The sequence below is a fragment of the Enterobacter quasihormaechei genome (genome assembly GCF_004331385.1).
Lineage (GTDB): Bacteria > Pseudomonadota > Gammaproteobacteria > Enterobacterales > Enterobacteriaceae > Enterobacter > Enterobacter quasihormaechei.
Genome location: NZ_SJON01000001.1, coordinates 67,771 through 84,297 on the forward strand (window position 1 = coordinate 67,771; position 16,527 = coordinate 84,297).

General features: G+C 56.4%; 16 protein-coding genes. 12 read left to right on the plus strand and 4 right to left on the minus strand.

All coding sequences use genetic code 11. The features are described from left to right. Nucleotides 1–126: 126 nt before the first annotated feature. From E0L16_RS00325 to psiF, 3 genes are all read left to right on the plus strand, one after another. Entirely contained in the window at nt 127–1,341 is a 1,215-nt protein-coding gene (locus E0L16_RS00325; RefSeq protein WP_131636061.1) for a multidrug efflux MFS transporter, read from the plus strand. Between the two features lie 208 nt (nt 1,342–1,549). Beyond that, nucleotides 1,550–1,810, plus strand: coding sequence for an anti-adapter protein IraP (gene iraP, locus E0L16_RS00330; protein ID WP_063869106.1), 261 nt, complete (start codon nt 1,550–1,552; stop codon nt 1,808–1,810). 295 nt (nt 1,811–2,105) lie between these two features. Further along, nucleotides 2,106–2,426: a phosphate starvation-inducible protein PsiF gene (psiF, locus tag E0L16_RS00335; RefSeq protein ID WP_131636062.1), complete on the plus strand. Its 321-nt coding sequence runs from the start codon at nt 2,106–2,108 to the stop codon at nt 2,424–2,426. Nucleotides 2,427–2,625: 199 nt separating this feature from the next. Here the strand turns inward: psiF and proC are convergent, their stop codons facing one another. Further along, nucleotides 2,626–3,435, minus strand: coding sequence for a pyrroline-5-carboxylate reductase (gene proC, locus E0L16_RS00340; protein ID WP_063451722.1), 810 nt, complete (start codon nt 3,433–3,435; stop codon nt 2,626–2,628). Nucleotides 3,436–3,532: 97 nt separating this feature from the next. Between proC and E0L16_RS00345 the strand changes: the two genes are divergently transcribed. The 5 genes from E0L16_RS00345 to ppnP all read left to right on the plus strand — a co-directional run bounded on the left by E0L16_RS00345 (nt 3,533) and on the right by ppnP (nt 6,170). Then, a complete protein-coding gene (locus E0L16_RS00345; protein ID WP_063451721.1) occupies nt 3,533–3,991 on the plus strand; it encodes a YaiI/YqxD family protein in 459 nt (152 codons plus the stop codon). Between the two features lie 144 nt (nt 3,992–4,135). After that, entirely contained in the window at nt 4,136–4,660 is a 525-nt protein-coding gene (aroL, locus tag E0L16_RS00350; protein WP_063869102.1) for a shikimate kinase AroL, read from the plus strand. Nucleotides 4,661–4,704: 44 nt separating this feature from the next. Beyond that, nucleotides 4,705–4,896 carry a protein YaiA gene (gene yaiA / locus E0L16_RS00355; RefSeq protein ID WP_063451719.1) on the plus strand — a complete coding sequence of 64 codons (192 nt, stop codon included), beginning with the start codon at nt 4,705–4,707 and terminating at the stop codon, nt 4,894–4,896. Between the two features lie 236 nt (nt 4,897–5,132). Then, nucleotides 5,133–5,810, plus strand: coding sequence for an AroM family protein (locus tag E0L16_RS00360; RefSeq protein WP_063451718.1), 678 nt, complete (start codon nt 5,133–5,135; stop codon nt 5,808–5,810). A gap of 72 nt (nt 5,811–5,882) precedes the next feature. Beyond that, complete coding sequence (ppnP, locus tag E0L16_RS00365) at nt 5,883–6,170, plus strand: pyrimidine/purine nucleoside phosphorylase (protein ID WP_003859131.1); 288 nt, start codon at nt 5,883–5,885, stop codon at nt 6,168–6,170. Nucleotides 6,171–6,212: 42 nt separating this feature from the next. Here the strand turns inward: ppnP and rdgC are convergent, their stop codons facing one another. Further along, the gene (gene rdgC / locus E0L16_RS00370; RefSeq protein WP_006809928.1) at nt 6,213–7,127 is read right to left on the minus strand and encodes a recombination-associated protein RdgC; all 915 of its coding nucleotides are present in this window, start codon (nt 7,125–7,127) and stop codon (nt 6,213–6,215) included. Nucleotides 7,128–7,250: 123 nt separating this feature from the next. Between rdgC and mak the strand changes: the two genes are divergently transcribed. After that, entirely contained in the window at nt 7,251–8,156 is a 906-nt protein-coding gene (gene mak, locus E0L16_RS00375; RefSeq protein WP_131636063.1) for a fructokinase, read from the plus strand. An 85-nt stretch (nt 8,157–8,241) separates the two neighbouring features. Here mak and sbcC read toward each other — a convergent pair whose 3' ends face one another. Together sbcC and sbcD are read right to left on the minus strand one after the other, a co-directional pair. Next, the gene (gene sbcC / locus E0L16_RS00380) at nt 8,242–11,373 is read right to left on the minus strand and encodes an exonuclease subunit SbcC (RefSeq protein WP_131636064.1); all 3,132 of its coding nucleotides are present in this window, start codon (nt 11,371–11,373) and stop codon (nt 8,242–8,244) included. Further along, on the minus strand, nt 11,370–12,575 hold the full coding sequence (gene sbcD / locus E0L16_RS00385) for an exonuclease subunit SbcD (RefSeq protein WP_102749802.1): 1,206 nt from the start codon (nt 12,573–12,575) through the stop codon (nt 11,370–11,372). Before sbcD ends, sbcC begins: the two co-directional genes overlap by 4 nt. A gap of 187 nt (nt 12,576–12,762) precedes the next feature. On the opposite strand from sbcD, the gene phoB reads away from it, so the two are divergent. The 3 genes from phoB (at nt 12,763) to brnQ (ending at nt 16,498) form a co-directional block, all read left to right on the plus strand. Continuing rightward, nucleotides 12,763–13,452 (plus strand): phosphate response regulator transcription factor PhoB, encoded by a 690-nt coding sequence (phoB, locus tag E0L16_RS00390; RefSeq protein WP_003859122.1) that lies wholly within the window; start codon nt 12,763–12,765, stop codon nt 13,450–13,452. A gap of 21 nt (nt 13,453–13,473) precedes the next feature. Next, nucleotides 13,474–14,769, plus strand: a complete 1,296-nt coding sequence (phoR, locus tag E0L16_RS00395) for a phosphate regulon sensor histidine kinase PhoR (RefSeq protein ID WP_063869094.1) — start codon at nt 13,474–13,476, stop codon at nt 14,767–14,769. Nucleotides 14,770–15,178: 409 nt separating this feature from the next. Next, nucleotides 15,179–16,498 carry a branched-chain amino acid transporter carrier protein BrnQ gene (gene brnQ / locus E0L16_RS00400; protein ID WP_063451713.1) on the plus strand — a complete coding sequence of 440 codons (1,320 nt, stop codon included), beginning with the start codon at nt 15,179–15,181 and terminating at the stop codon, nt 16,496–16,498. Nucleotides 16,499–16,527 lie beyond the last annotated feature (29 nt).

Genomic DNA, 16,527 nt, shown 5'->3' on the forward strand with positions numbered 1-16,527 from the left:
CACAAATATGATGACTGGGAAGATAAAACACCAAAGTCTGCAAGGCCGCATCTCTGGCGCTATGCCATCGCGCGTAACTTGCTAATCTGTCGGCGAATTCGCCTAAAAATGAAGACTATTTCTGTTATGGAATCCTGGAAAGTTAACCTCATTTCAGTCTGGTTCGGCTGTTTCTTCACCGGACTGGCTATCAGCCAGATATTGCCCTTCCTGCCGCTGTACGTGTCGCAGCTGGGGGTCACTTCCCATGAAGCGCTCTCCATGTGGTCCGGCCTGACGTTCAGCGTGACGTTTCTGGTATCTGCCATAGTGTCACCGATGTGGGGAAGTCTGGCGGACCGTAAGGGGCGCAAGCTGATGTTGCTCCGCGCCTCGCTGGGGATGGCGATAGCCATTTTGCTCCAGGCCTTCGCCACCAACGTCTGGCAGCTGTTTATTCTGCGGGCGATTATGGGGCTGACTTCCGGGTACATTCCGAACGCCATGGCGCTGGTGGCCTCGCAGGTACCGCGCGAGCGGAGCGGCTGGGCGCTCAGCACGCTTTCCACGGCACAGATCAGCGGGGTGATCGGCGGCCCGCTGCTCGGTGGCTTCCTGGCTGACCATGTCGGGCTGCGTGCGGTCTTTATCATTACCGCCATCCTGCTGACAATCAGCTTTATGGTCACCCTTTTTCTGATCAAAGAGGGCGGGCGGCCTGCTGTAAGTAAATCCGAACGACTGAGCGGAAAGGCGGTTTTCGCCTCGCTGCCTTATCCTGGCCTGATGATCAGCCTCTTTGTCACCACGATGGTGATCCAGCTCTGCAACGGCTCGGTGGGGCCGATTCTGGCGCTGTTTATCAAGTCGATGGCGCCGGACAGCAGCAACATTGCTTTTCTGAGCGGGATGATTGCCGCTGTGCCGGGCGTGTCGGCGCTGATGTCCGCGCCGCGTCTGGGAAAACTGGGCGACAGGATCGGTACGGCGCGCATTCTGATGGCAACGCTCATCATCGCCGTGATCCTCTTCTTTGCCATGTCGTTCGTCACCACACCGCTTCAGCTTGGCGTGCTGCGCTTCCTCCTTGGTTTTGCCGATGGCGCCATGCTGCCTGCGGTTCAGACGCTGCTGGTGAAATATTCCAGTGACCAGGTAACAGGCCGCATTTTTGGCTACAACCAGTCGTTCATGTATTTAGGCAACGTAGCGGGCCCGCTGATTGGCGCATCGGTCTCGGCGATGGCGGGTTTCCGCTGGGTATTTGCCGCAACGGCGGTGGTGGTACTTATTAATATTATTCAACTGGCCATTGCCTTACGCCGTCGCAGGCAAATCGCTGAGGCAAAGTCAGCCCGGTAAACACGATAATATATTATTTATTCTTATGAACGCCGCATTTTTATATAACGAAATGCGGCGCGTTTCTTTTAGAAAAACGTTTCGCTCCCGGTTCGGAATATCTTTTTTGGCAGCGATGTCACTTTTGCATAAGAGAAAATCAATCCATGCTTTGCATTATTCATTGAGGGTGTTAATTTCAGGGGGAATCACAAAAGGAAATAGCACCATGAAAAATCTCATTGCTGAGTTGTTGGTTAAGCTTGCCCAAAAGGAAGAAGAGTCGAAAGAGCTGGTTGCCCAGGTCGAGGCGCTGGAAATCGTCGTTACGGCACTGTTGCGACAGATGGCAAAACCGGAGCAGGAGGCGTTGATAGACAACGTTGAAGGCGCGCTGGAGAACGCTCGCCCTGATTCACAGGTGCCCGCAGAAGATGCGGAGCTGCTTCAACAATACGTAAAGAAGCTTTTAAGGCATCCTCGCAGCTAACCTGCCAGAGGTGAAAATGACGTGTCACAGAATTGTCATGCAGGATGCCTGGCGTCGCGCTGTTTTTATTTTTACCCACTTGTCATGGGGTAATTAAATTGAAGCAGAGCACACTTTTCACCGCATTATTTACGTTATTAATGACTTTTGTCCTTACGGCATAACCGGGTAATGATAATCGTACCGCGACGGAACTGAAATAACCGGGAGGCCCGGCGAAAATCATGGTTGCAGGGTGGTTTTTTTCCCGTAACGAACCAGACTTAACGTGGAACTTCCCATAAAGGATGGTGCAATGAAAACAACAATACTGGTTACCCTGCTCTCTGGCCTGTGTCTGATGGCCTCAGCACACGCGGAAGAGAAAACGTTAACGCCCCAGCAGCAGCGCATGACGACCTGTAACCAACAGGCGACATCGCAAAGTCTGAAAGGGGATGCCCGTAAAACGTATATGAGCGACTGCCTTAAGAAGGGTGCGGCCAAACCGGGTGAAAAAAGCCTGACCCCGCAGCAGCAAAAAATGCGCGAGTGTAATGCTCAGGCGACGCAGCAGATGCTGAAAGGCGACGATCGCAGCAAATTCATGAGCGCGTGCCTGAAGAAACAGGCGTAGTGCTAAGGGTGAGCCACGATAGTGGCTCACCCAAAATTTCATACTTTCGCTGTCATTCTCTCACTATAGCTGGGGAAATGGTTTCATAATTTTCCCAAGAAAGATGAGCGATGAATGTTATGAAATCACGAGCACCTTCGGGAAGCGGGCACCAGCAGCTTTTACTGGATGACTCATACCGTTCCGGCGGCGTTACTCATCAGGACTTACTCAGCTTCTCTGATTTTTCCATGCATTTTTGCATCGCCTCGATCACGGCGGAGCGGAACCCACGATCTTCCAGCACGCGCACGGCTTCAATGGTCGTGCCGCCCGGCGAGCACACCATATCTTTCAGTTCGCCCGGATGTTTACCCGTTTCCAGCACCATTTTGGCCGAGCCCATTACCGCCTGCGCCGCAAATTTGTAAGCCTGCGCGCGCGGCATGCCGCCCAGCACGGCGGCATCCGCCATGGCTTCGATAAACATAAAGACATACGCCGGCGCCGAGCCGCTCACGCCAACTACCGGGTGGATCATCGCTTCGGCAATCACTTCCGCTTCGCCGAAGCAGCGGAAAATATTCAGTACATCCGCCACGTCTTCAGACGTCACCAGGGCGTTCGGGGTCACGGAGGTCATGCCGGCATTCACCAGCGACGGGGTGTTTGGCATGGCGCGAACAATCTTACGGTCGTGGCCCAGCGCGCGGGCGAGCTGATCGAGGGTCACGCCTGCGGCAATCGACACCACCAGGGTATCTTTATTCAGGCTGGAGGTGATCTCGCTCAGGACTTTAATCATGATATTCGGCTTAACGGCGCCAAAGACAATGTCCGCCACCTGAGCCACTTCCTGCGCGCTTTCTGCGGCGTTGATACCATACTCATCACGCAGCGCCGCGACTTTATCCGGTGACGGGGTATAGACCCAAATCTGCCCCGGCAGCACCTGGCCGCTGGCAATCAGTCCACCGAGGATAGCTTTACCCATGTTCCCGCAGCCGATAAACCCGATTTTCTTATCCATCACGTCTCTCCGTTTTTATGCGTTGTTATCTCTCACTGATAGCTTAACAACGAAATGCAGGCGACAATAGTCGCCAGAATCATATTGGGGAGAGACTATGGCGATTTGGGTTGATGCGGACGCGTGTCCGAACGTGATCAAAGAGATTTTATTTCGCGCTGCCGAGCGCGTGCAGATGCCGCTGACGCTGGTGGCGAACCAGAATATCCGCGTGCCGCCCTCCAGATACATTCGTTCTCTGCGCGTTCCGGCCGGGTTCGACGTGGCGGATAACGAGATAGTACGCCTGTGCAGCGCAGGGGATTTGGTGATCACCGCGGATATCCCGCTGGCGGCCGATGTTCTGGCGAAAGGGGCGGCGGCGCTGAACCCGCGCGGAGAACGTTATTCTCCTGCAACGATCCGCGAGAAACTCACCATGCGTGATTTTATGGATACGCTGCGTTCCAGCGGCGTGCAGACCGGTGGGCCAGATAGCCTGTCGCAGCGCGATCGCCAGCAGTTTGCCGCCGAGCTGGATAAATGGCTGCTGGAAGTGAAACGCCGCCCGGCGTAGACATCCTCCGGGCTGTTTTGTGGTACAGTGTGGCTTCCACAGGCTTGTCATTCCGTACCGCTTTGCAGTAAAGTTAGCGCAACATCTTCTGCAATCATTTCTTTACAGCCTTCAGTTATCCGGCATCAAGGGGAATACCTGGTTATGAACCCACCCATCTTTTTAGTTGGCCCTCGCGGCTGTGGGAAAACGACCGTTGGTCTGGAGCTGGCGCGTTTGTGCCAGAGTCAGTTCGTCGATACTGACCACTGGCTCCAGGAGAATGCCGGTCAGACCATCGCCGATATCGTGGAGAATGAGGGGTGGGAGAGCTTTCGTGCGCGCGAAACGGCTACGCTGGAAGCGGTGACCGCACCGTCAACCGTGATTGCAACCGGTGGGGGCATTATTCTGGCACCGTATAATCGTCAGTTTATGCGCGAAAAAGGTGTCGTGATCTACCTCTGTGCCCCGGTGTCGACGCTGGTGGGGCGGCTGGAAGCCTTTCCGGAAGAGGGGCAGCGCCCGGCGCTGACCGCGAAACCGCTGAGTGAAGAGGTCAGCGACGTGCTCGCCGAACGCGATGCGCTATACCGCGAGGCGGCACACCATGTTGTGGATGCCTCGGCGTCACCCGAAAAAGTTGCGATTCAGATTATTACCGCCCTGCGTTTGGCTTGCGCCAGCTAACAGCCGTCTATACTCATAGCTCAGACATAAAAAAAGGATGAGCTATGCCAACCAGACCTCCCTATCCACGTGAAGCCCGCATCGTTACCGTTGAAAAAGGTAATGGCGATGAGACCGTAACCTGGTATCAGCTGCGTGCCGATCACCCCAAACCGGATTCGCTGATCAGCGAACATGAAACCGAACAGGAAGCGCGGGATGCGAAACGGCGCTATGAGGATCCAGAGAAGTCCTGATAAAAGTCCGAATTCGTTACAACCGTGCCTGCATCACACTTTTAACTTATCGCCAATGTTAAGTAGCAGTTAATATTTAGTTATTACAGGTGGATTCGGAAAGGCCAGTCGATCTTTACACTACGGTGTAGAGATCCCCTGCTACGCTTGGTGCTGTTTTGTTGAATAAATGAACGGTGCAGCGTAGTGAGCCTGTACCTGTGTGGCAGTTGTGGTAGTAACGAAAGGCGATCAAAATGAAGGCGACGTTGGCGATCCTCACAATCGGTGTGGTCCCTGTAAGCGAAGTATTACCGCTCCTCACGGAGCATATCTCTGAACAACAGATTAAGCATCTTAGCCTGTTAGGGAAGATGAGTCGGGAAGAGGTCATGGAAGACTACGCTGTCGAGGCGGGGGATGAGCCCCTGGCAACGTTATTAAGCGACGGTAAACTGGCGCATGTGTCGCGCCAGAAAATTGAGCGCGCGCTACAGGGCGTGATCGAAGTGCTCGATAATCAAGACTATGACGTTATTTTGCTGATGAGCACGGCACCGGTTAAAGGGCTTAGCGCGCGAAATGCCATTCTGCTCGAACCGATGCGGATCATTCCGCCGCTGGTGGCGTCAATTGTGGATGGTCATCAGGTTGGGGTTATCGTTCCCGTTGAAGAACTGCTGGATAACCAGACGGTGAAGTGGGCCGCGCTGGAGCACACTCCGCTGTACGCGCTGGCAAATCCGTTCTGGGACAGCGAAGCGAAACTGATTGCGGCGGGACAGGAGTTGATCGACAGAGGGGCGGATGTCCTGATGCTGGACTGCCTGGGGTTCCATCAGCGGCATCGTGATTTACTGCAAAAGGCGCTGGATGTTCCGGTGTTGCTCTCTAACGTCCTGATGGCGCGCCTGGCGTCGGAATTACTGGTGTAATGAATTTTGCGTGACAGGTCATGAGCATGGCCCCTATAGTGGATTTTTCTCTATAAATATAAGGGCCAGTTCATGCTTCAAAGTAACGAATACTTTTCCGGTAAAGTGAAATCCATTGGTTTTACCAGCAGCAGCACTGGCCGCGCCAGTGTCGGCGTAATGGCAGAAGGGGAATACACCTTTGGCACCGCAGAAGCGGAAGAGATGACGGTGGTCAGCGGCGCGCTGAACGTCTTACTGCCGGGTGAAACGGAGTGGAAAGTCTATAGCGCCGGGCAGGTATTCAACGTGCCGGGCCACAGCGAGTTCCATTTACAGGTTGCAGAGCCAACCTCTTATCTGTGCCGCTATCTGAAGTGATGTTTTTTTCCCTCTCCCCGTTGGGGAGAGGGTGATGGAGAATTATCTCTGCGCTTCGCCGCCGAGGCCTTCCACCAGATTCTGGATCAGCGCCGCCAGCTCGCCGGTCATCAGGATAAAGTCTGCGTCAAAGCGCTGGGCATAATCTTCGCGGTCGATATCTTCGTTCTGATCGCGCAGTTCATCGCAGAATTTCAGACGCTTCACCGAGCCGTCATCACACATCACAAACTGAATGCGCTGCTGCCAGTCGAGCGCCAGTTTGGTCACCACTTTGCCCGCTTCAATGTGCACGGCGATTTCGTCGCTCACCAAATCCTGTTTCTTCGCCCGGATCACGCCGCCGTCTTCCAGCAGCGCTTTCAGCTCTGCTTCATCAAGGATCTGGAAGCCCTGAGCGGCCGTCCCGCTACGCACCCACTCCGTCAGGGTCAGCTCAATCGGCGTTTCCAGCGCCAGCGGAACCACCGGCAATGAGCCAAGGCTCTTACGCAGCAGCGCCAGCGTATCTTCCGCTTTTTTGGCGCTGGCGCAGTCCACCATGATCAGCCCGTTAACGGTGTCGATCCACATCATGGTCTGGCTAAAGCGGCTAAAGGCGCGCGGCAGCAGCGAGTGCAGCACTTCATCCTTCAGCGAATCTTTTTCGGTTTTTTTAAGCTTACGGCCTTGTTCAGCTTCCAGCTTGAAGATCTTCGCTTCGAGCGCCTGCTTAACCACGGGCGTTGGCAGGATCTTCTCTTCTTTACGGGCGCAAACGATGATTTGCCCCGTGCTGCTGGCGTGGGTCAGCGCATCGCTTTGAGAACCCATTGGCGGAACCCAGCCGGTTTTTGCCATATCCTGGCTACCGCAAGGGGTAAAGGAGTAAGCGGCTAACTGTTTTTCCATCTCTTCTGCACGCAGCGAAACGTCGCGGCTGAGACGGTAAACCATCAAATTTTTGAACCACAGCATGATAATTTCCACGGCCTTGTCGTTAAATCAGCGGGCATGATAACGAATTGTCGCATCGCTTGCATTGCTAATCGGGATGCGGGCTTCTACTCTGTTGATAATCAAAATAATGAGGAGTGTCTTGTGCGTATTGGGATTGATTTGGGCGGCACCAAAACAGAAGTTATTGCGCTGAGCGAGCAGGGAGAGCAACTGTTTCGCCACCGTCTGCCTACGCCGCGCGATGATTATCACCAGACCCTCGAAACGATTGCCCGCCTGGTCGATATGGCAGAGCAGGCAACGGGCGAGACGGGGACCGTGGGGATTGGGATCCCCGGCTCCATATCGCCCTATACTGGCGTGGTGAAAAATGCCAACTCCACCTGGCTCAACGGTCAGCCGTTTGATAAAGACGTAAGTCAACGTCTGAACCGGGAAGTGCGTCTGGCAAATGACGCCAACTGCCTGGCGGTGTCCGAGGCCGTCGATGGCGCCGCGGCAGGCGCGCAGACCGTTTTTGCGGTCATCATCGGCACCGGCTGCGGGGCGGGCGTGGCTATCGGCGGACGCTCGCATATTGGCGGCAACGGCACCGCGGGCGAGTGGGGACACAACCCGCTGCCGTGGATGGACGAAGATGAACTCAAATACCGCGCCGAAGTACCGTGCTACTGCGGCAAGCAGGGCTGTATTGAGACCTTTATTTCCGGGACGGGGTTTGCCACCGATTATCATCGTCTGAGCGGCCAGCCGCTGAAAGGTAACGAGATTATGCGTCTGGTTGAGGAGCAGGATCCGGTGGCTGAACTGGCGCTCAGCCGCTACGAAATGCGGCTGGCAAAATCCCTGGCGCATGTGATCAATATTCTCGATCCTGACGTGATTGTGCTGGGCGGCGGCATGAGCAACGTCGACCGGCTGTACGCGACGGTGCCCACGCTGATAAAACAGTGGGTATTTGGCGGCGAGTGTGAAACGCCGATCCGCAAAGCCGTTCACGGTGATTCCAGCGGCGTGCGCGGCGCGGCGTGGTTGTGGCCGGAATAAACGCAAAACAGCAACGCAAGTTTTTGTACCCTCTCCCACGGGGAGAGGGCCAGGGTGAGGGCACCAGACCGCAGCGCCCCATCATTTAACCCACCGCAAACTCCCTGTCCAGCCTGCTGTATCCCAGCCCGTTGATCTTCTTCACTTTGATCTGCACCGGAATACGATCTTTCATTGCCTCGACGTGGCTGATCACGCCGATGGTTTTCCCGGTGGCGTTCAGCGCGTCGAGCGCATCCAGCGCGGTATCCAGCGTTTCGCTGTCGAGCGTGCCGAACCCTTCATCCAGGAACAGCGAGTCAATCCGCGTTTTGTGACTGACCAGATCGGAAAGCGCTAAGGCCAGCGCCAGGCTGACCAGGAAACTCTCCCCGCCGGAAAGGGTGCGCGTATCGCGTACCGCATCGGCCTGCCAGGTGTCGACCACCTCCAGCTCCAGCGCGTCGCTCGCTTTACGCTGGAGCAGGTAGCGGCCGTGCAGACGGTTGAGCTGCTGGTTGGCAAGCCACACCAGATTATCCAGCGTCAGCCCCTGGGCAAATTTACGGAATTTATCGCCGGTGCTGGAGCCTATCAGCGCATTGAGATAGCCCCAGTCGTCGGCCTGACGCGCCGCTTCCTCAATCTGCTGCATTAACGCCTGCTGGTGCAGACGGTTATCGCTGTCCTGTTTGAGCTGCTGGCGGATCTCCCCCTGATGCGTGGTGTTGTCCCGAAGCTGCTGCGCCAGCTGCTGTAACCGTGCCTGAAGGGTTGCGATATCGGTTTCCAGCCCCTCCGGGCGTTGTGTCTGGTGCGCCTGAAGCTGCTGGCTTGCCTGTACCGAGAGCGCCATGGCCTGCTGAAGCTGGTTCTCGAGCGTCTGCTTTTGCTGTTCAAGCTGGCGGATCGACGCATCATCCAGCAGGGCGGCGAGAAATGCCTCGCGATCGGCGAAGCAGCTCGCGGTCAGCGCGGCGCTGAACTGAGCCTGCGATTGCTGAAGCCGTTCACGCTCCAGGGTCTCCTGCTGCTGTAGGGTGGCGAGCTGGCTTTGCAGCGACACGCATTCGTCGTGGATCGCACGCCAGTTTTCAGGGATCACCGCGTCGGCTTCTGCATTATCAGAAACCGGCAGCGTATCCAGAATGGGCATCAGGGCGTTAATACGCTCCTGAATCGTACCGTGCTGGGCCTGTTTTTCCTGCCACCGGGCGTATTCGTTTTCGCGCGCGCTGAGCCAGGCATTTTCAGTACCCTCATCGGGCTCGCTAAGCGACAGCGACCGTAACGAGGCCGCCAGCGCCTGACGCGTCGCCGCCAGCTGCTGCTGGTGCTGGCGCGCCTGTCCTTCCTGTTCATTGAGCTGGTTTTGCAGCGTCAGACGCTGGCTTAGCTGATAAAGCTGGCGTTCGTACTGCTCCTGTTCGCTCATCCAGGGGGCAATATCATCCTGAATATTCAGCGCTATGTTCAGGGACGTGCAGACCTCCAGCCACTCTTTAGTGAGTGCTTGCTCTTCCTGAGAGAGGGACTGGGCTTCCGCTGTCTCGCGCTGGATCTGCTGGGTCAGCGCATTGACCTGCCCGAGCACCAGCAACCCTTCCTCTTTCAGCGCGACAACCTCTTTTTCGAGGGCATCGCGGCGGCGCTGATTGTCGGTCAGTTCGAGTGCCTGATACTGCACCACGGCCGGATGTTCGCATGAGCCGCAGAGCGGGCAAGGCTTACCGGCTTCCAGCTGAGCACGATAGTTCTCAAGATCTTTGATTGTCGCTTCACGCTCACAGAGCGCCTTAAGATCGACAAAGTGCTGATTTTTCTCTTTATACTGCTGGCGGCGCAGGGTCAGGGTGTCGTTGAGCGTGACCTGCTCAGCCTGTGCTTTCTTCACGCTTTCCGCATTCTGGCGCAGCCTTTTTTGCAGCGGCTGATAGCGAGCGTGAAGTGCGGTCAGGCGCTGGCGAAGCGCCCGCGTGTGTGCCTGTTGCTCCATTGCGGTTGTGATGGCCTCAGCCGTCAGCGTCAGCGTACTTTCCGGCATCCCGGCCAGCTTCTGGCGGAGCTCAGCAATGCGCGCCGACTGGGCCGCGAGCTGATTTTTATCGCGACTCAGCTGCGTAAAATGCGCCCGCCAGCCGGCAATTTCCTGTCCCCACTGACGGAAACGATCGTGTTCGGTCAGCCACTGCGTCAGCGCCGTGTGCTCTGTCTGCAACTGTTCACGGTTGCGCAGCGCACCGTTGCGGATACGCGCGCGCTGTGCCGCTCTGTCGAGTAAGCGAGTATTTACTTCAGCAATTCGCTCTGTGGTCTGCGACAGGCGGGCGGTCTGCTCCTGCTGGTGCTCCCACAGGGGGCGCAGCTGGGCGGCGGGCTGGGCCAGCTGAAGCTTCGCCAGTTGGGGAGCGGCGTCCGTCAGAGCCTGTTGCGCCTGCTGCTGCGAAACGGCTGCGCGCTGCTGTTCACGTATTAGCTCGTCGTTACGCGTAAGCCACTGAAAATCTTTCTGTTGGCTCTGCTGCCGGGCCAGCAGGATCTTTTCTTCGTCAGTGAGTGCCTGCAAACTTTGCTGCAAGTGCTGCTGCTGTTCCTCGCTCAGCAGCACTACGCCTGCGGCCTGCGCTTCACACATCTCCAGCGCGCTGCGTGCCGCTTTATGTTTTTCAAAGACCATGGCGGAAATCTGGCCGTAAATTTCCGTGCCGGTCAGTTCTTCCAGCAGCTCAGCGCGATCGCTCGGTTTCGCATTCAGGAAAGCGGCAAACTGCCCCTGAGAGAGCAGCATCGAGCGGGTAAAGCGTCCATAGTCCAGCCCGGTCAGTGCGGCGGTTTGTTCCAGCTTATCCGTGACTTTGTCGGCCAGAATTTTGCCGTCTTCGCAGCGGGCCAGCTCCACGCGCGGTGCCTGTAAGTTTCCGTCCGGCTGGTTGCGGGCACGGTTCTGGCTCCAGAAAGCGCGATAGGCGACGCCTTTGACCTCGAACTCCACCTCTGCCAGACATTCGGCGGTATCGCGCGTCATCAGGTCGTTTTGGGCCTGGGAGACCTTATTAAGGCGCGGCGTTTCGTGGTAGAGCGCCAGGCAGATGGCGTCCAGCAGCGTGGTTTTGCCTGCGCCAGTGGCACCGGTGATGGCAAACAGCCCGTTGCTGGCGAACGGCTCCGCGGTGAAATCAATTTTCCACTCGCCTTTCAGTGAATTGAGATTTTTCAGACGCAGGCTCAGAATTTTCATGCGTTTTCTTCCTCGTCATTGAGGGTATGCAGGGTCTGGGCAAACAGCTCGTTAAGCCTCGTTTGCCTGGCCTCGTCCATCTCTTCATGCGCAAGCCGCCGCGCGAACACCTCTTCAACCCGGAGTTCGCTCAGCGTTTCACGTTGAGCACTCAGCAGAATTTTCTCGCGCTGCTCGCGGCTGCGGCGTACCAGCAGCACCTCCACGGGAAGGTCTTCCGTCAGCGTCTGAATTTTACGCTGCATATCGTACAGGTAGTCGTCGGTGGCGATTTCGATATCGAGCCAGACGGGCGGGTTAAGCGCTGCGCCGCGCCACTGTTCAAGCTGGGCGGTAATGGCGGCCAGATCGCCTTTCAGCACCGCCAGCGGCTGGGTGACCGGGACCTCAAGCGTCTCAACGGCGCTGAGTTTGCCGTCGGTGAAGCTCACCAGATGCACGGATTTGGCTTTGCCCGTTTCGTCAAAACTGAGCGAAATGGGCGAGCCGCTGTAGCGGATGTGCTCGCAGCCGCCGATGATTTGCGCCCGGTGAATGTGCCCGAGGGCAATGTAGTCAGCGGGCGGGAAGTTCTGCGCCGGAAACGCGTCCAGCGTACCGATATAAATTTCGCGCACCGCGTCACTCTTACTGGCCCCGACGGTGGTGAGGTGTCCGGTGGCAACGATCGGAATGGCCTGTTCACCGCGCAGGGCACAGGCTTCCGTATGTTGCTGGTGGTAATAGCGCGTGATGGCCTGCAACAGATGCTGCTGCTTTTCGCTGCCGGACAGGCCGGCCTGGCTTTGCACGATATCGCGCGGGCGTAAAAACGGGATAGGGCACAGCACCGCGCCCGGCGTGCCGTCGCGTTTTTTCAGGATCTGCGGCGCGTGGCCGGCGCTGGCTACCACGGTGGTATTGAGGTACGCCAGAATATCGCGGGATTCGTTCAGCATCGCCACGGAATCATGGTTTCCGGCGACAATCACCAGATGACAACCGGTTTGCTGGAGGTTGACCACAAAACGGTTGTACAGCTCACGCGCATAGCTCGGCGGCGATCCGGTATCAAAAATGTCGCCCGCCACAATGATTGCGTCCACCTCGTGAGCCTGAGCCGTCTCCAGCAGCCAGTTCAGGAACGCTTCATGTTCCGCGGCGCGGCTTTTGCTGTAAAAATTTTGACCCAGGTGCCAGTCTGAGGTGTGAAGTATGCGCATAAGAGATCCGTGGCAATAATAAGAAAGCAGGATTATAAACTTTCGGGGAGCGGAAAATAACCGCTGTAATAAAACAACAGTTTGCCATTTACCGTGGTAATGTTTTTCATAAATCTGTCATAAATCTGACGCATAATGACGCCGCATTACAGACTTGTAACTTAAATACGATAAGACAGGGCAAAGTATGGCGAGACGTATTCTGGTCGTAGAAGATGAAGCTCCGATCCGTGAAATGGTGTGCTTCGTGCTTGAACAAAATGGCTTCCAGCCGGTTGAAGCGGAAGATTATGACAGCGCGGTGAACCAGCTGAATGAACCCTGGCCCGACCTGATCCTGCTGGACTGGATGCTGCCTGGCGGTTCCGGATTGCAGTTTATCAAGCATATTAAGCGCGAGGCGATGACCCGCGATATCCCGGTAGTGATGTTGACGGCGCGCGGTGAGGAAGAGGATCGCGTGCGCGGCCTGGAAACCGGCGCGGACGATTACATTACCAAACCGTTCTCCCCGAAAGAGCTGGTGGCTCGAATCAAAGCGGTGATGCGCCGTATTTCACCGATGGCGGTGGAAGAGGTGATTGAGATGCAGGGGCTGAGCCTCGATCCAACCTCACACCGGGTCATGACCGGTGAAAATCCCCTCGATATGGGGCCCACCGAATTTAAACTCCTTCACTTCTTTATGACACACCCGGAACGCGTTTACAGCCGCGAACAGTTGCTGAATAACGTCTGGGGAACTAACGTCTATGTCGAAGACCGAACGGTTGACGTCCATATTCGCCGCCTGCGTAAAGCACTGGAACTGAGCGGCCACGATCGCATGGTACAGACGGTCCGCGGCACGGGTTATCGTTTCTCGACCCGTTTCTGAACAATGACAGGAGTGTGACGCGTGCTGGAACGTCTGTCATGGAAAAGGCTCGTCTTTGAACTGATCTTATGCTGTATTCCGGCCCTCATTCTGGGGGCTGTTTTTGGCTATCTGCCGTGGTTTTTACTGGTGGCCGTGACGGGACTGCTCGTCTGGCATTTCTGGAATTTACTGCGCCTGTCATGGTGGCTATGGGTCGACAGGAGTATGACACCTCCGCCGGGAAGCGGGAGTTGGGAGCCGCTGCTCTACGGCCTGCACCAGATGCAGATGCGTAATAAAAAGCGCCGTCGTGAGCTGGGAAGCCTGATCAAACGCTTTCGCAGCGGCGCGGAGTCGCTGCCGGACGCGGTGATCCTGACGACGGAAGAAGGGACCATCTTCTGGTGTAATGGCCTCGCGCAACAGCTGCTGGGCCTGCGCTGGCCGGATGATAACGGCCAAAATATCCTTAACCTTCTGCGTTATCCCGAGTTCACGCTGTATCTGAAAAAGCGCGATTTTACCCGTCCGCATAACCTTAAGCTCAACAACGGTCGTCATCTGGAAATCCGCGTGATGCCCTACAGCGATCGGCAGTGGCTGATGGTGGCGCGTGACGTAACCCAGATGCACCAGCTTGAGGGCGCGCGCCGTAACTTCTTTGCTAACGTCAGTCACGAGCTGCGTACGCCGCTGACGGTGCTTCAGGGCTACCTTGAGATGATGCAGGAACAAACGCTGGAGGGGGCGCCGCGTGAGAAAGCGCTGCATACCATGCGGGAGCAGACGTTCCGCATGGAAGGGCTGGTCAAACAGCTGCTGACGCTTTCAAAGATTGAGGCAGCCCCGTCGCTGGCGCTAAACGACATCATTGACGTGCCGATGATGCTGCGGGTGGTAGAGCGCGAGGCCCAAACGCTGAGCCATAATCAGCACACGCTGGCTTTTGACGTTGATAACACGCTGAAAGTGCTTGGCAGTGAAGATGAGTTGCGCAGTGCTATCTCAAACCTGGTGTATAACGCCGTGAACCATACCCCGCAAGGGACGCATATTACGGTGCGCTGGCAGCATACCCCGGCGGGCGCTGAATTTAGCGTCGAGGACAACGGCCCGGGGATTGGGCCAGAACATCTCCCGCGTCTTACCGAACGGTTCTACCGGGTGGATAAAGCGCGCTCGCGGCAGACCGGGGGGAGCGGGCTGGGGCTGGCAATCGTGAAGCATGCGGTGAGCCACCACGACAGCCGTCTTGATATCGAAAGTACTCTGGGTAAGGGCACGCGCTTCAGCTTCGTGCTTCCGGAACGATTAATTGCCAAAAAAAGCGCCTGACGGCAGGTGTGTCAGTTTACCTTTCCACGGGCCAGCACTTGCTGGCCCGTTTGCTTTGCAGTCAAGCGAAACGCGGCTGAATATTATACGGCTGCTGCTTTTTTGTTCGCATGATTAGCCATGAGTTTTTCTTATACATGGCATATTATTTTGGTCTGCATTTTCATGCTGGCATATTGTTCTGGTTTTACGATCCCTCCTTGCCTTTAAACGTTATAAGCGTTTAAATTGCCCCCCATATACTGTCAGACCGACTGTATATGCGTGGTAAATCGAAAAACTATTCTTCTCCACGCCAGGACGGGAGCATATCCCGCTGAAATTGAGCAAATTTTCCGCTGCATTGTCCCGTCAGGGATGGCGAAAATCTCAACGTTTTCAACACCACATCCACAGGCAGTAAGGTTTTATGACCCATCACTTGAAATCGCGTGACATTATCGCGCTGGGCTTTATGACATTTGCGCTGTTCGTTGGCGCAGGCAACATCATTTTCCCGCCAATGGTTGGCTTACAGGCGGGTGAACACGTCTGGACGGCTGCGTTTGGCTTCCTGCTGACTGCCGTGGGTCTACCGGTACTGACCGTCATCGCGCTGGCGAAAGTGGGCGGCGGTGTGGACAGCCTCAGCACCCCGATTGGCAAAGTGGCCGGCGTTCTGCTGGCAACCGTCTGCTATCTGGCCGTTGGCCCGCTGTTCGCAACCCCGCGTACGGCGACCGTCTCCTTTGAAGTGGGTATCGCTCCGCTGACCGGTGACGGCGCGATGCCGCTGTTTATTTACAGCCTGATTTACTTCGCCATCGTGATTCTGGTTTCTCTCTATCCGGGCAAACTGCTGGATACCGTAGGTAACTTCCTGGCACCGCTGAAAATTGTGGCGCTGATCGTGCTGGCGGTTGCGGCTATCGTCTGGCCTGCGGGTCCTATCAGCTCCGCGATGGACGCGTATGAGAACGCGGCGTTCTCAAACGGTTTCGTGAATGGCTATCTGACGATGGATACGCTCGGCGCGATGGTGTTTGGTATTGTTATCGTTAACGCCGCGCGTTCTCGCGGTGTGACCGAAGCGCGTCTGCTGACCCGCTACACCATCTGGGCTGGCCTGATGGCCGGTGTCGGCCTGACGCTGCTGTATCTGGCGCTGTTCCGTCTGGGGTCAGATAGCGCAACGCTGGTCGATCAGAGCGCAAACGGCGCGGCGATCCTGCATGCTTACGTGCAGCACACCTTTGGTGGGGCAGGCAGCATGCTGCTGGCAGCGCTGATTTTCCTCGCGTGCCTGGTGACGGCGGTGGGCCTGACCTGCGCCTGTGCAGAGTTCTTCGCCCAGTATCTGCCGCTCTCTTACCGCACGCTGGTGTTTATCCTCGGCATCTTCTCCATGGCGGTGTCGAACCTCGGTCTGAGCCACCTAATTCAGGTGTCCATTCCGGTGCTGACGGCGATCTATCCGCCATGTATCGTGCTGGTCGTGCTGAGCTTCACGCGTCCGTGGTGGCATAACTCTACGCGAATTATTGCGCCAACCATGTTTATCAGCCTGATTTTTGGTATCCTTGACGGGATCAAAGCATCAGCATTTGCAGAAATCCTGCCAGCCTGGACACAGCGTCTGCCGCTGTCCGAGCAGGGCCTGGCCTGGCTGATGCCTTCCGTTGTTGCGCTGGTTCTGGCGATAGTTTGGGACCGTGCTGCCGGGCGTCAGGTAACCTCCAACGCCCATTAATCAACGGCAACAAATTGTTTAACCACGGG

Bases quoted from the DNA above. Each gene is read 5' to 3' on its own strand.
- E0L16_RS00325 (WP_131636061.1), top strand. From the start codon at position 127: ATGGAATCCTGGAAAGTTAACCTCATTTCAGTCTGGTTCGGCTGTTTC.
- iraP (WP_063869106.1), top strand. From the start codon at position 1,550: ATGAAAAATCTCATTGCTGAGTTGTTGGTTAAGCTTGCCCAAAAGGAA.
- psiF (WP_131636062.1), top strand. From the start codon at position 2,106: ATGAAAACAACAATACTGGTTACCCTGCTCTCTGGCCTGTGTCTGATG.
- proC (WP_063451722.1), bottom strand. From the start codon at position 3,435: ATGGATAAGAAAATCGGGTTTATCGGCTGCGGGAACATGGGTAAAGCT.
- E0L16_RS00345 (WP_063451721.1), top strand. From the start codon at position 3,533: ATGGCGATTTGGGTTGATGCGGACGCGTGTCCGAACGTGATCAAAGAG.
- aroL (WP_063869102.1), top strand. From the start codon at position 4,136: ATGAACCCACCCATCTTTTTAGTTGGCCCTCGCGGCTGTGGGAAAACG.
- yaiA (WP_063451719.1), top strand. From the start codon at position 4,705: ATGCCAACCAGACCTCCCTATCCACGTGAAGCCCGCATCGTTACCGTT.
- E0L16_RS00360 (WP_063451718.1), top strand. From the start codon at position 5,133: ATGAAGGCGACGTTGGCGATCCTCACAATCGGTGTGGTCCCTGTAAGC.
- ppnP (WP_003859131.1), top strand. From the start codon at position 5,883: ATGCTTCAAAGTAACGAATACTTTTCCGGTAAAGTGAAATCCATTGGT.
- rdgC (WP_006809928.1), bottom strand. From the start codon at position 7,127: ATGCTGTGGTTCAAAAATTTGATGGTTTACCGTCTCAGCCGCGACGTT.
- sbcC (WP_131636064.1), bottom strand. From the start codon at position 11,373: ATGAAAATTCTGAGCCTGCGTCTGAAAAATCTCAATTCACTGAAAGGC.
- sbcD (WP_102749802.1), bottom strand. From the start codon at position 12,575: ATGCGCATACTTCACACCTCAGACTGGCACCTGGGTCAAAATTTTTAC.
- phoB (WP_003859122.1), top strand. From the start codon at position 12,763: ATGGCGAGACGTATTCTGGTCGTAGAAGATGAAGCTCCGATCCGTGAA.
- brnQ (WP_063451713.1), top strand. From the start codon at position 15,179: ATGACCCATCACTTGAAATCGCGTGACATTATCGCGCTGGGCTTTATG.